This window comes from Rhodococcus sp. P4_B6 (genome assembly GCF_056402215.1).
Map to the genome: position 1 here is coordinate 1 of NZ_JBFUHV010000218.1, position 11,988 is coordinate 11,988.

Below are 11,988 nucleotides of genomic sequence, written 5' to 3' on the forward strand. Positions count from 1 at the left end.
TCTCGATGTCGGCCTCGTGCACGATCTCGGCGAGCACCCACAACACCGGGTCGGTGATCTCGTAGCGGCGCAGGATCGTCTCGAAGCTGCAATCCCCGTGATGATGGGACAGTTCGACCCCGCGCATGTCGAACGCGGTCGCCTCCGCCGGGACGTCCGCCGGGTCGGTGACCCACAGGAACTGCGCGTCCGGGTCGATGTTGCGGCGGATCAACCAGGCGCAGGCGGCGCGGTCGATGTGGATCCCGGCGCGGGTTGCCCATTTCATCGCTGGACCTGCGCATCCGCGCCGGGCCGGTCCGCGGCCAACTCTCTCAGTGCCGCCTCCGCGTCGTCCCGCTGCGGTGTGGTGGGGAAGAAGGTGCGCTTGTCGATCTCCCGGAGGCGACGGCGCAGCTGGGCCAGCTTCTTCTCCCGGACGGCGCGATCGGGCGCCGAGCGTGCGGCCTCGGCGGCATCGGTGAGCTCGTCGTACTCGGCGCCCCGATCCTCCGACAGCTTCGCCCGCATCCGGTCCCGCTGGGCCTTGGTGGTAGGGGCGGCTGTCCACACCTCCGCCTGCCCGCCCGCCTCGACGACTTCCTCGGCAACCCAGTCGAACTGCTCACGAGTGCGGGCGGAGGCGGGCAGCACCACCACCCCGTCCGCGAGCTGGAACACCCCGTATTTGCGGAGCTTGCGCCACACCGCGATCCGCGGCGTGGACGGCTCCCGGGGGATGCGATACGCCAGCATCACCCACTCGTCCGGGCGGTCGCCTGGTGCCGGTTCTGGTTCCACCACCGTGATGTAACCACGGTTTCAATTGGATGTCCACCGGTGATCGCACCTGCCGCCGATTGCCCGGGCATCGACCCTGGACGCCGTACTGTAACCGTGGTTACCGTGAAAGTGGCCATCGTTCGGGAGGGCTGTCGAGACGACGAAGAGGTGCACGGATGCATCACCATCGGCAGGTCACACCATTTCGGTCCCTGCTCATGGCCACGACGCTCGTCCTCGCGGTGGCCGGCTGCGGGAACACCAGCACCTCCACGACCAGCGGCCCGACCTCGGCGCAACAAGGATCCGGGCAGGCGCCGGCCCAGACCACCGACGCGGACTGGGCCCCGGTCACCGATACCCTCGGCCGCACCGGCAAGCTCGGCGACGACGGCACCGTCTACCGGGTCTCCCTGCCCCGCACGGACCTGAACGTGGTCTCCCGCGGCGTCACCGTCAAGCCAGGTCTGTCCCTCGGTGGCTACGCCGCCTTCGCCCGCTACGACGACGCCACCCTGGTGATGGGAGACCTCGTCGTCACCGAGGACGAACTACCCAAGGTCACCGACGCGCTCCAGGCCCACGGCATCGCCCAAACCGCGATCCACAAACACCTCCTCGAGCAGACCCCACCGGTGTGGTGGACCCACGTGATGGCGATGGGCGACCCCGCCGGCCTCGCCCAGGGGATCCGGGCCGCCCTCGACGCCACCCCGATTCCCCCGGCCACAGCACCCCCGGCGCAGCAACCACCGATCGACCTGGACACCGCCGCCATCGACACCGCCCTCGGACGGCACGGCACCGCGGACGGCGGCATCTACAAATTCACCATCGCCCGCCAGGACACGATCGAGGAAAACGGGCATGTGCTGCCGCCCACCCTCGGGGTCACCACCGGCATCAACTTCCAACCCCTCGGCGGAGGCCGGGCCGCGATCAACGGCGACATCGTCATGACCGGCAACGAGATCCAAGACGTGATCGGCGCCCTGCGCAGCGGCGGCATCGACGTCGTCGAGGTCCATAACCACACCCTCGACGAACAGCCCCGCCTGTTCTACCTGCACTTCTGGTCCGTCGGCGACAGCGTCCCCCTGGCCACCACGATGCGCGAGGCGATCTCGGCCACCCACGTCACGCCCGGAACCTGACCATCCAGAAGCAGAGAGGGAGCCGGATGGACACCCGCACCGGTGACCGGCGCAGCCCGAGACCAGCCCGGCTGTTGCCCGCACTCGTTGTGGCGTCGACCCTGGTCGGCGCGTGTATCTCCGAGCCATCATCGCCGGACAGTAGCCCGCTGCCGCTGCACCCGGTCGCGGAAATCGCTCTCCCCGGCGACAATTCACGCTTCGACTACGGAAGTCTGGACCCCGAGCGGGGACTGCTGTTCATTGCCCACCTCGGCGCCAGCGAGGTCATCGAAGTCGACGTCTACACCCGGCAGGTCGTCCGGACGATCCCGAACCTGTCCCAGGCGCACGGTGTCCTCGTCGTTCCCGAGCTGCGCCGGGTCTACGTCACCGCCACCGGCGACAACCGGCTGGTCATCCTCGACGAGGACACCGCCGCGGTGCTCGGGCAGGCCCCGACCGGTGACTACCCGGACGGGATCGCCTACGACCCGACACGCGGCGCGGTGTGGACCACCAACGAATCCGGCGGATCGGAAACCGTGATCGACGCCGTCACCGCACAGGTACGCGGCACCGTGGACCTCGGCGGCGATGTCGGCAACGTCGCCTACGACCCGGTCGCCGACCAGATGCTCGTCGCCGTGCAAGGGAAGGGCGATCTCGCCGCCATCGACCCACAGGCTCTGACCGTCACCCGCCGGCTTCCGACGCCGGGCTGCCGCGGCGGCCACGGCCTCGCCCTGGACCCGCAGGCGCGGCTCGCGTTCGTCGCCTGCGAGGACAACGCCACCCTGCTCACCGTCGACCTCGACAGCTGGCAGGTTACTGGCACCACCGGGGTCGGCAAACACCCCGATGTCCTCGCCTACGACCAAGGAGCGCAACGCCTGTACGTCGCATCCGAGAGCGGCACCGTCAGCGTGCTCGACCAACAGGGCGGACACCTCACCGAACTCGGATCCGGTCACCTCGCCGACGGCGCACACGTCGTCGTCGTCGACCCGAACACCGGCCACACCTACTACCCGATTCCCGACGGAACCGGCGGCCGTCCCGCCCTCCTCGAACAGGCTCCGAATCCCTGATCCCACACCACCGTGAGTGATCACGACGCAGACGTGCACACCACCAACGGTGCTTCTCGAGGACCTCATCGGGGTATCCACTCCACCAAGAGTTGTCGACACCCCGCTCGATGGCCACGGCACCCAAGACCACCTCGAGGGCGCCCCAGGAAAGGACCCCACGATGCTCGGACTGGGAATCATCGGCTGGATCATCATCGGCGGACTGGCCGGTTGGATCGGCAGCAAGATCATGAAGACCGATGCTCAGATGGGCATTCTCCTCAACATCGTCGTCGGCATCGCCGGCGGACTGCTCGGTGGATTCCTCCTCAAACTGCTCGGTGTCGACGTCGAAGGCGGCGGGCTGATCTTCAGCTTCCTGACCTGCCTCCTCGGCGCGGTGATCCTGTTGTTCATCGTCAAGGCCGTCACCGGTCGCCGCGTACACCACTAAAGCGACCCCGCAAGGGGCCTCGGGACGCAGCTCACCGACGACAAGCCCCAACTGGTCCCCACCGGAGGCCCATCGGGTGCTGTTCACGAGGCCTACGAGAAAGGCGGCCCGACGGTCGCCTTGAGTACTACCGCCGGATTCATCCTCTCCTACGTCCTCGCGACGCTCTGACGAGGTAGGAAGTGTTTTTGGACCTGGGATTCGCACACCCTGCGGACAGTGCATGGCACCTGCGGGATTACCAGAGGGTGAGGGGAAGTCCGGCCGCTTCGGCACACCGGATCCGCTCTTCGATGCTGTCAGGATCGTCACCGCGCGCGAGACCGGTACGGACGGCGCCGGCGATGGCGCGGGTGCGCCCGGCTGGACCACCGCCGGCATGACACCCTGTCCCACGAGATTCGCCGAACGTCGGAAGGACCCGCGACACCCATGACCACCTGGACCCTCTGGCTCGGCGCCCTGCTGGTCGTCGGCGGCTCGGCCGCCCAGATCAAGCATCAGGCGGTGGCGGCCCGCGCCCTGTGGCTGTTTGCGGTGCTCGCCTTCGCGGCCGCGGCTGTCGGGGCGGTGACCGCGAAGGAGGTCTCGCTGCCCCTGCTGCTGGCCGTCGTTATCGCGATCGTGGCGACCGTCGCCCTGGTCGCGGTCACCAATGAACCGAAGAAACCCGCAGTCGTACGAAGAGGTGCGAAATGATCACTGCGGTCTGCGCCATGGTCTTCGCTGTACTGCTCGGGGGATCGGAGCTGGCTGACCGGTGGCGTACCCGCCAATCGGAGCGATCGCGCATCGACGAGATCGCCGGCAGCCTCGACCGTTTCCAATGGGCGGTGCTCGAGGACCTCGCAGAGGCACGCCAGGCGTTCTTGGACCGAGACCGCGCGCAGCGAGGCGAAGAGACCAGCGCATTCATCGCGGCCCGCGAGAGCGCCACCCGGTTCGGGATCCCCGACGAGGAGGCGGTGTACCGCCTGGCTGACCAGATCCTCCGAGACCGAGACAGCCAAACCCCGTGGAGATGACCGCGCACGCACCAGAACGGCCCCTGGACTGTCCAGGGGCCGTTCTGTGTCTAATCGGGGCCGTGGGCCTGTTTGCGACGCCGCCTCGTCGACCTGAGGGCTCATGGCGCAGGCACGAGGTACTTCACTCGGATGCTGAACGGAAATTTTCCTGGCGCCTCGATTGTGGACTCGATCAGTGCGTGATCGTCCTCGAGACTGAGGATGCTGAATACCGACTTGCCTTCAGGGTGCAAGAGCACCCGATCTCCTACCTTCAAACCCGTGCGGGTTCCCGGATTCTCGGTCGTACGCCGCGTTGAACCCGTACGGGTCCGGTGTGCAAGCCGCCATTATTTGCCGGGTTCGATCCTGGCTCCGACTGCGCGGTGCGGCGAGCATTGGCCTCTTCCCGCCGCGGCGTGCTGGACCAGCCGCCACCGGCATTACCAGGGCGCGGGTCCTCACTGGTCCGGGTGGGTTTGCGACCGTGTGGATTGACGTGTTGCCTGTGCGAGGACCTGGGGGCCGGTGACGAACGCCTTCTTCCAGGGTGCGACTCCGTCGATCTCGATTTCGATGGACACGCTCAGCACCGTGCGAATCAGCACGATCATTCCCAGGACGGCCGCGTCTGTCAGCGAGGGCGTGGAGGTGACGGTTTTGACGATGTCCGCCGCGACCAGTAGTTCCAGACCGAGCAGGATCGCTCCTCCGAGTGATTGACGCAGGGTGGTGAACGCCCGACCGCCGTCGCCTGTTCGTCTCCAGGTCCACGCCGCGAGCACGAAGGCGAAGAGAAACCCGATCACCATCGACAGGACACCCAACACTTCGAACGAGTCCGTCGTCAGCTCGAAGAATCTGACAGTGTCCATGTCGGTCCATTTCGTGTGAGTGCGTGGACGGCTTCCGAATCAGTGGCACGATCTGACGAGGTGCGAAACCGGGCAGCGTGGCGCGCAGCACAGCCCGCCGCCGGCGGCGGAGATCGAGTTCGGCCAGACACCGCGCGCTGCCACCACCGGTCTCAGCCCGGATCGCTTGGTTGCCGGTGATCGGTGGCGAGGATGTACACGCTGACCGCGATCACCCACGCCGGGAAGACCAGCACCACCCAGATACTGAAGCTGACAACCAGCAACAGGCTCAGTGCGAGCAGGTAGGTGGCGATCACCAACCATCGCGGCATCAGCCCGGTGCGCAACCACATCGTGGCCAGCGAGATCATGAACACCGCGGCCATGCGTATCGCGTAGACGTTGTTGATGTGCAGCGTCACCTCCCGCCCGAAATAGACGATGTCGTCCTGGGGAACGTTCGCGTTCCGGGAGACGGCCAGGAGCCCGCCCGCGATGGCCATCGACACGAACGTCATGGCGAGGAACAGCAGCCCACTGCCCAGGAAGACGGTCGAGAAGAAGCGGTCCTCGAGGTCGCCGAACCGGTCGCGGAGGACCCCGATGAACCACAGGAACGCGATGCCCGCGATGGGGACGAGGAACAGGGCGGTGGTGATCTTCGATCCGCCGCGGACCCAGGGCGCCGCGGTGGTGGCGGGGACCGCCGTGGCCAGCAGGATGATGCTGGTGGCGAAGAGTACCCCGAAGATGATGCCCGCGATCGCCGCGGACCGCGGCGTCCGCAGCGGCTGGAACTGGACCCTGCTGCGCGGATCGGCCATGGGTTCAATCATGACCGAATGAGGGTGCGGGAACCAGCAGGCAGTTCCCCTGCCGTGCACCGCGACGCAGCGGCAACCGGCGCACGGCCGCCGCTGCCCGGTAGCCGCCGGCGCCGCGGCGGGGTGGCGCTCTGTCGCCGTGATCGGCAGTCGTCAAGGTTGATGAACCGTTGGTTCCCGGCGGTGGTTCGTTGTTGCCGACGAAGCTAGCTGGTAGCCGACGCCGACGGCGGAAGTGTCGTCGAAGCGGTCGCAGAGACAACCGCTTCTCGGCGGTGGCGGGCACCTCCGCGACCTGCGCCGCGGGCACCCTGCCCCCGGCCACAGCACCCGGTTACCCCGTGGCAGCCGGTTGCCTGGTGGAGCAGCGGTCAGAAGACGACGGTGACGAGCGTCTTGATAATCACCAGGACGGCAAAGATGGCGAACACGCCGATACCGGCGATCCAGGCTCGGAAAATGCGGTTCAGCGAGAGTTTGCCGACCCACCCGGCGTCCAGGTCCGATGCGGCCGGCGGCACCCCCGAGAACGCCGCACCGTGCGCGGCCCACTCGCCGGCGCGCAGTTCCTGCTGCTCGAAGCGCTCCAACCATTCTGTATCCGTGAGCAGGGCGCGGCGGTGACTCGCCATGAGCCCGAGCGAGAGCAGCGCCAAGACCAGCGCGAGCGACGCGCCGCCGATCCGGCCCGCAGCGCTGTTGTTCTGATTCAGCGCGATATTGAACAGGAACGCTTGAGCGGTCAGACTGAGCGACGGCACCTGCCAGAGCAGCCTCTCGTAGTGCAGCCGCCGGTTCGCCACGGCTCGGTACAGCAGCTCGAATTGAGGTGGAAGCTGCGGAGGAGGATCAGCCACAATGCCACCCGCGGTCAGGTGTACTCGACGCGCATGGTGTCGATCTGGCCGGTGAACGGGAACGGGGTGCGGTCGGCGTAGTCGAGGGACACCGGGGAGCCGAGGCAGCTGCCGATGTCGAGGCATTCGTTGGCGGTGAAGATCAGTGGCACGCTGATCGGGACGACGCCGTCGGCGACCTGTTTGCCGTCGACGCAGGCGGTGATGTGCAGCGGCCCGCCGGGGCGGGGTTCGGTGTATTCGGTGATCACCTCGATGGTTCTGCGGCCACCGGCCACTGCTGTTTCCGCTCGGATCTTGGTGCGCATGAGGATGAACAGGTTGTATTCGTAGCAGAGGCGGCCGTCGTCGAGGTAGCAGGTCAGGCCGCCGCCGGCGCCGCCGAGCGCGTAGAGGACACCGCTGGCGTGGTCGGGGACGGTGACGTCGAGGGTGACGTGGTTGTTCTTGTTGCCCAATTTGGGGGCGCAGAATTCGGGCATCCGGGTGATGGGGCCGGGGAACTCCCACCGGGTGTAGGGCGGGGTGATGCGTTGGTCCGGGTGCATGATCGGCACCCACAGGCCGCCGCCGATCGGCAGGGCGTTGTTCTTCGCCGCTTCGATCGCGAAGATCTCCTTGAGCTGGGCGAGCTTGCCGGGGTGCTCGGCGGCGAGGTCGTGGTTTTGGGTGTGGTCCTCGTCGAGGTGGTACAGCTCCCAGACGTCGTCGTCGGGGGTCCAGTCGGTGATGCCGGGCGGCAGGCCGGGCAGCCACGGCACCCGCGGCCCGAACGCCGACGCCATCCAGCCGTCGTGGTAGATGGCGCGGCTGCCCATGACCTCGAAGTACTGGGTGGTTTTGCCGCCGGGCGCGTCCCGGTCGAGGAGGGTCTCGGCGAACCCGGCACCGTCGAGCCGGTCCTGGGGGAAGCCGTCCACCATCCGGGGTGGGGTGATCCCGACGATGTCGTAGATGGTGGGGACGACGTCGTTGCAGTGCAGGAAGTGCTCGCGCGGCTGTGGGTCGGGGGTGATGGTGGCCGGCCAGCGGACCGCCAGCGGGTTGCGGGTGCCGCCGAGGTGCGAGGCCAGCAGCTTCATGCCCTTGAACGGGGTGCTGCCCGCCCAGGCCCACGCGGCGTGGTACTGGTTCTCGGTCTTCGGGGACCCGAGCACGTCGAGTCCGCCGAGTTGGTCGAGGGCGGCGATGTGTTGCTCCACGGTGGTGGGGATGCCGTTCTGGGCGATCAGTTCGCAGATGGTCCCGTTCTGTCCCTCACCGGAGGAGCCGTTGTCGCCCCAGATGTAGAAGATCAGGGTGTTCTCGCCGTAGCCGAGCCGGTCCACCTCGTCGACGAGGCGACCGACCTGGGCGTCGCAGTGTTCGGCGAACCCGGCCGCGACCTCCATCAGCCGCCGCTGGAACGGTTTCTCGTCGTCGGGGATGTCGTCCCACGCGGCCATCGTCGGGTCGCGGTCGGTCAGTTCCGCCTCGGGTGGGATCCAGCCCTTGTCCTTGGCGCGGGCGAAGACCCGCTGCCGGTAGGCGTCCCAGCCGTCGTCGAACTTGCCGGCGTACTTGTCGGCCCAGTCCTTCATGATGTGGTGCGGCCCGTGCAGGCAGCCGCTGGCCCAGTACATGAAGAACGGCTTGTCCGCCTCGAACGCCTTGTGTTTGCGGAGCCAGTCGATCGCGTCGTCGGCGAGGTCGGCGCTGAGGTGGTAGCCCTGCGCCGGGGTCTTCGGGGGCGCGACGATGGTGGTGTTGCGGACCAGGTTGGGTTCGTACTGGGAGGCCTCGCCGGCGAGGAAGCCGTAGAAGTAGTCGAAGCCCACCCCGGTGGGCCAGTTGGCGAACGGTCCGGCGGCGGTGGTCTCCTCCGCGGGGGTGTTGTGCCACTTGCCGAACGCGGCGGTGCTGTAGCCGTAGTGCCGCAGGACCGTCGCGGCGGTGGCGCTGGAGCGGGGGATGTGCCCGGAGTAGCCGTCCCAGTCGTTGGAAAACTCGGCGATCTGGCCGTTGCCGACGCGGTGGTGATTGCGGCCGGTCAGCAGCGCCGCCCGCGTCGGTGAGCACATCGCGGTGGTGTGGAACCGGTTGTAGGACACCCCCTCGGTGCTGATCCGGGTCAGGGTGTCGGTGCGGACCTCGCCGCCGAAGGTGTCCGGGAGTCCGGGTCCGGCGTCGTCGATCAACACGATCAGCACATTGGGTGCGGCCTCGGGCAGTCGGCGTTTCTTCGGCGTCGGCCGGTACACCGATTCCTGCATGGTGCGTCCGGCGATGCTGCCGGACGGGGGTGGGGGAAATGGCAGCGTGTCGCCACCGGGGATCGGATCGGCAATGATGCCCATCGTTCTGCCCTTTCGAAGGCGTACCAAGATTTGGCGCCGTGACCCAGACCGGCAGCGCCGTCTGACACAACCAATCACAGCACGAATCCGTCGGTCCCGCGATGATCCTTTGCGGACGGAAGAACCCTCGCCTGGCACGTCCCGATCACCGGCCGGCGACCCGAACTCGCCGACCAGCACCGTCCCGGCGAGCCCGTCCGGTGAAGATTTTCATCCCGGGGCGGTGATCGGGACACCGTCAGGAGGGCGTCCGGACGCACGGAGGCGGCGGGTTTCGTCGCGGCGCATGGTGCGCCACAGCGCCTTGGTAACCTGCCGCTGCAGGCAGCGTTGGGCTTCGCGGGCGGTCTTACCTTCGTCGAGTTTGCGCCGGTAGTAGGCATGCCCCTCGTCGCCGGGGACCCGTGCCTGGCTCAGGGCGACGACATGGATGGCGGAGTTGAATGTGCGGTCGCCGAACCGGGACAGTCGGTGCCGGGACTGGTCGGCGCTAGCGATCTCGACCGGTGCGGTGCCGGTATACGCCGCGAACGCGGCCTCGGTGGGAAACCGGTAGGGGTCACCGGTGCGGGCGAGGATGCGACCGGCCATGATCGGTCCGACACCATGAATGGTTTGCAGGGTCGAACCGCATTCGTCGAGGACGGTCTTGATCCGAACTTCCAGATCATCGATCTGGAACTGCAGTCGGCGCAGGTCGCCGATCATCTCGAGGCCGATGGTTCGGCGTATCTCATCTGCCGCCGTGGTCGGTCGGATGCGGCGCAGCGTGACGGCGGCGAGCTCGGTGTCGAGATAGGTGGCGATGCCGCCCGGTTGGAGTTCCCGCATCACCGCGTGGAGTTGATTCCGGATCCGTCCGTGCTGGGTGACGAGGTCGCTGCGGCGCTCGTCGAGCACCCGGAGGGTGTCGGAGTGTTCCTCGGCGGTGACTCGGCGGTAGTCGCCCTGGGTGAAGGCGACGCACGCGGCCGCGGCGGCATCGATGCGGTCGTTCTTGCGGCCGCTGCCGCGGGAGAGTTGCCGCACCCGGGCGGTCGCGGTGGAGGGCACGTCGACGACCGCGTCGCCTGCCGCGACGAGCCACTGGGCCAGGTGGTGGCCGAGCCCGGAGGCGTTCTCGATTCCCGGTTCGCGTAGACCTCAGCGGCTACGGTGATCGAGTGAACGCAGCAACGCCTGTCACGCCCGAGCAGTTCGTCTCCATCGTGAGGGTCGAGGGGGAACGCATCGCCGAGATGCCCGCCGACTCTCTCGCGGCGCCCGTCCCGTCGTGCCCGGGGTGGACACTCGAACACGTGGTCCGGCACATCGGGAAGGTGCATTCGTGGGTGACGGCGGTGCTCCGAGCCGCGCCCGGCACCCCAATCGGCGAAATCCGGCGCGACCGCGAGATGTCCCACGGGCCGGAGTGCCTTGCCGAGTACCTGACCGTGCTCGACGGCCTGCTCGCCGAATTCGACCGGGTCGATCCCGACGAGCCGAGGCCGACGTTCGTCGGGCCGGGGACCGCTGGCTGGTGGGCGCGGCGGCAGGCACACGAGACGACGGTCCACCGATTCGATGCCGCAGACGCCGTGCACGCGGCGGGCGGTCCCGAACCCGAACCGGCCGACGCCGCGGTGGCCGCCGACGGCGTCGACGAATGGGCGCGGTTCATGCTCACGCGCTCTCTCGGGCGCACGGGTGTGCCGGAGGAGCTGCGCGGCCGGACGGTGCACCTGCACGGAACCGACACCGCGGGCGCCGAATGGTCGATCGAGTTCGAGGACGATGGTCCGGCCGTGACGAACGAGCACACGAAAGGGGATGTTGCGCTGCGTGGTTCGACGCAGGATCTGCTCCTCGCAGTGTGGAATCGGCGTCCGCTCGAGTCGCTGCAGATCTTCGGGGAGCCGTCGATCGCCCGGGCGATGGTCGAGTCCGTGCGCATCTGACGGTGCCGGCGGACGGCTTTCGATGCCGCAGCTGGCTGCTAGCCCAGTTCGTCGCCGCCAACGACGGCTACCAGACCCGGCGGCGCGGCTCCGAGTGCGCATGTGCGAGGACCGCGACGCGTGCGACGCGATCCTCGATCGGATGGACGAGGTTTCGTTGCCCACGGCGGAGGAACTGCTGCACCTGTTGGCGGACTAGCTCGGGTACACGGTGAGCAAGCCTTAATCGGTCCGTGTGGGTGTGATGGTGCTGTGACCTGGTGTGATGGCATGTTCCCGGTTTGTGATGTGGGGGTGCCGGCGACGTGTTGTCGGGGGAGTGCCGGCGCCGGGGGGTGTGGGGTGTCGGCGGGCACGCGGGTGTCTGTTTAGGCCGGTTTTGAGGCGGTTTTGAAAGCTGTTGATTTGCAACATATTTGAGTAATCATTTGGAGAACAAATCTTTACAAGTGATGTGCACAAAGTTCAGCTTGTAAGGTTCGTAATCTGTTGTAGATCAACAGTTTTGGGATTTTAAAGATTTTCGACTGTTTTGGGTTGTTCGTGGGGGGGTGGTAGGCTGTGGGTATGACATTGAGTGGCGCGGGAAGGCGAGTGGGCGGCGGGTCGGGCGTACCCTCCCGCCTCCCCAGCCTCGTTGGGGTGTGGGGAACCGGATCGAACTGGACGAGCAAAAACGCAGGTGAGAACCTAATCTCGGAAACTCAGAGGAGCGAAGCGACTCGATCGACGGCAACGGGAATGGACC

Annotated in this window: 13 protein-coding genes; 6 read left to right on the top strand and 7 right to left on the bottom strand. The window is 67.3% G+C overall.

Going from position 1 to position 11,988, the window contains the following annotated elements:
• Positions 1–268, bottom strand: a 268-nt coding sequence (locus tag AC1DWT_RS45165; protein WP_477925761.1) for a chromate resistance protein ChrB domain-containing protein, incomplete at its 3' end; no start/stop codon positions are given.
• Positions 265–780, bottom strand: a complete 516-nt coding sequence (locus tag AC1DWT_RS45170; RefSeq protein WP_477925762.1) for a Chromate resistance protein ChrB — start codon at positions 778–780, stop codon at positions 265–267. The genes AC1DWT_RS45165 and AC1DWT_RS45170, both read right to left, overlap by 4 nt.
• Positions 781–980: 200 nt before the next feature.
• Between AC1DWT_RS45170 and AC1DWT_RS45175 the strand changes: the two genes are divergently transcribed.
• The 5 genes from AC1DWT_RS45175 (at position 981) to AC1DWT_RS45195 (ending at position 4,447) form a co-directional block, all read left to right on the top strand.
• Positions 981–1,916, top strand: coding sequence for a DUF1259 domain-containing protein (locus tag AC1DWT_RS45175; protein WP_477925763.1), 936 nt, complete (start codon positions 981–983; stop codon positions 1,914–1,916).
• A gap of 26 nt (positions 1,917–1,942) precedes the next feature.
• The gene (locus tag AC1DWT_RS45180) at positions 1,943–2,986 is read left to right on the top strand and encodes a YncE family protein (RefSeq protein ID WP_477925764.1); all 1,044 of its coding nucleotides are present in this window, start codon (positions 1,943–1,945) and stop codon (positions 2,984–2,986) included.
• A gap of 163 nt (positions 2,987–3,149) precedes the next feature.
• Positions 3,150–3,422: a GlsB/YeaQ/YmgE family stress response membrane protein gene (locus tag AC1DWT_RS45185; protein ID WP_029537907.1), complete on the top strand. Its 273-nt coding sequence runs from the start codon at positions 3,150–3,152 to the stop codon at positions 3,420–3,422.
• 432 nt (positions 3,423–3,854) lie between these two features.
• The gene (locus tag AC1DWT_RS45190) at positions 3,855–4,121 is read left to right on the top strand and encodes a hypothetical protein (RefSeq protein ID WP_477925765.1); all 267 of its coding nucleotides are present in this window, start codon (positions 3,855–3,857) and stop codon (positions 4,119–4,121) included.
• Positions 4,118–4,447, top strand: a complete 330-nt coding sequence (locus AC1DWT_RS45195; RefSeq protein ID WP_477925766.1) for a hypothetical protein — start codon at positions 4,118–4,120, stop codon at positions 4,445–4,447. The genes AC1DWT_RS45190 and AC1DWT_RS45195 overlap by 4 nt, the downstream gene beginning before the upstream one ends.
• 443 nt (positions 4,448–4,890) lie before the next feature.
• Here AC1DWT_RS45195 and AC1DWT_RS45200 read toward each other — a convergent pair whose 3' ends face one another.
• From AC1DWT_RS45200 to AC1DWT_RS45220, 5 genes are all read right to left on the bottom strand, one after another.
• Entirely contained in the window at positions 4,891–5,304 is a 414-nt protein-coding gene (locus AC1DWT_RS45200) for a DUF1622 domain-containing protein (protein ID WP_477925767.1), read from the bottom strand.
• A gap of 152 nt (positions 5,305–5,456) precedes the next feature.
• On the bottom strand, positions 5,457–6,110 hold the full coding sequence (locus AC1DWT_RS45205) for a hypothetical protein (protein WP_477925771.1): 654 nt from the start codon (positions 6,108–6,110) through the stop codon (positions 5,457–5,459).
• Between the two features lie 371 nt (positions 6,111–6,481).
• Positions 6,482–6,913: a hypothetical protein gene (locus AC1DWT_RS45210; RefSeq protein WP_477925768.1), complete on the bottom strand. Its 432-nt coding sequence runs from the start codon at positions 6,911–6,913 to the stop codon at positions 6,482–6,484.
• A 68-nt stretch (positions 6,914–6,981) separates the two neighbouring features.
• A complete protein-coding gene (locus AC1DWT_RS45215) occupies positions 6,982–9,303 on the bottom strand; it encodes an arylsulfatase (RefSeq protein ID WP_477925769.1) in 2,322 nt (773 codons plus the stop codon).
• Between the two features lie 210 nt (positions 9,304–9,513).
• Complete coding sequence (locus AC1DWT_RS45220) at positions 9,514–10,428, bottom strand: transposase (RefSeq protein ID WP_477925772.1); 915 nt, start codon at positions 10,426–10,428, stop codon at positions 9,514–9,516.
• Between the two features lie 38 nt (positions 10,429–10,466).
• Between AC1DWT_RS45220 and AC1DWT_RS45225 the strand changes: the two genes are divergently transcribed.
• Positions 10,467–11,240 carry a maleylpyruvate isomerase family mycothiol-dependent enzyme gene (locus AC1DWT_RS45225; protein WP_477925770.1) on the top strand — a complete coding sequence of 258 codons (774 nt, stop codon included), beginning with the start codon at positions 10,467–10,469 and terminating at the stop codon, positions 11,238–11,240.
• Positions 11,241–11,988: the final 748 nt, after the last annotated feature.

Excerpts from the sequence above, each read along its gene's own strand:
- AC1DWT_RS45205 (WP_477925771.1), bottom strand. The coding sequence starts at position 6,110 with ATGGCCGATCCGCGCAGCAGGGTCCAGTTCCAGCCGCTGCGGACGCCG.
- AC1DWT_RS45180 (WP_477925764.1), top strand. The coding sequence starts at position 1,943 with ATGGACACCCGCACCGGTGACCGGCGCAGCCCGAGACCAGCCCGGCTG.
- AC1DWT_RS45195 (WP_477925766.1), top strand. The coding sequence starts at position 4,118 with ATGATCACTGCGGTCTGCGCCATGGTCTTCGCTGTACTGCTCGGGGGA.
- AC1DWT_RS45185 (WP_029537907.1), top strand. The coding sequence starts at position 3,150 with ATGCTCGGACTGGGAATCATCGGCTGGATCATCATCGGCGGACTGGCC.
- AC1DWT_RS45175 (WP_477925763.1), top strand. The coding sequence starts at position 981 with ATGGCCACGACGCTCGTCCTCGCGGTGGCCGGCTGCGGGAACACCAGC.
- AC1DWT_RS45215 (WP_477925769.1), bottom strand. The coding sequence starts at position 9,303 with ATGGGCATCATTGCCGATCCGATCCCCGGTGGCGACACGCTGCCATTT.
- AC1DWT_RS45190 (WP_477925765.1), top strand. The coding sequence starts at position 3,855 with ATGACCACCTGGACCCTCTGGCTCGGCGCCCTGCTGGTCGTCGGCGGC.
- AC1DWT_RS45200 (WP_477925767.1), bottom strand. The coding sequence starts at position 5,304 with ATGGACACTGTCAGATTCTTCGAGCTGACGACGGACTCGTTCGAAGTG.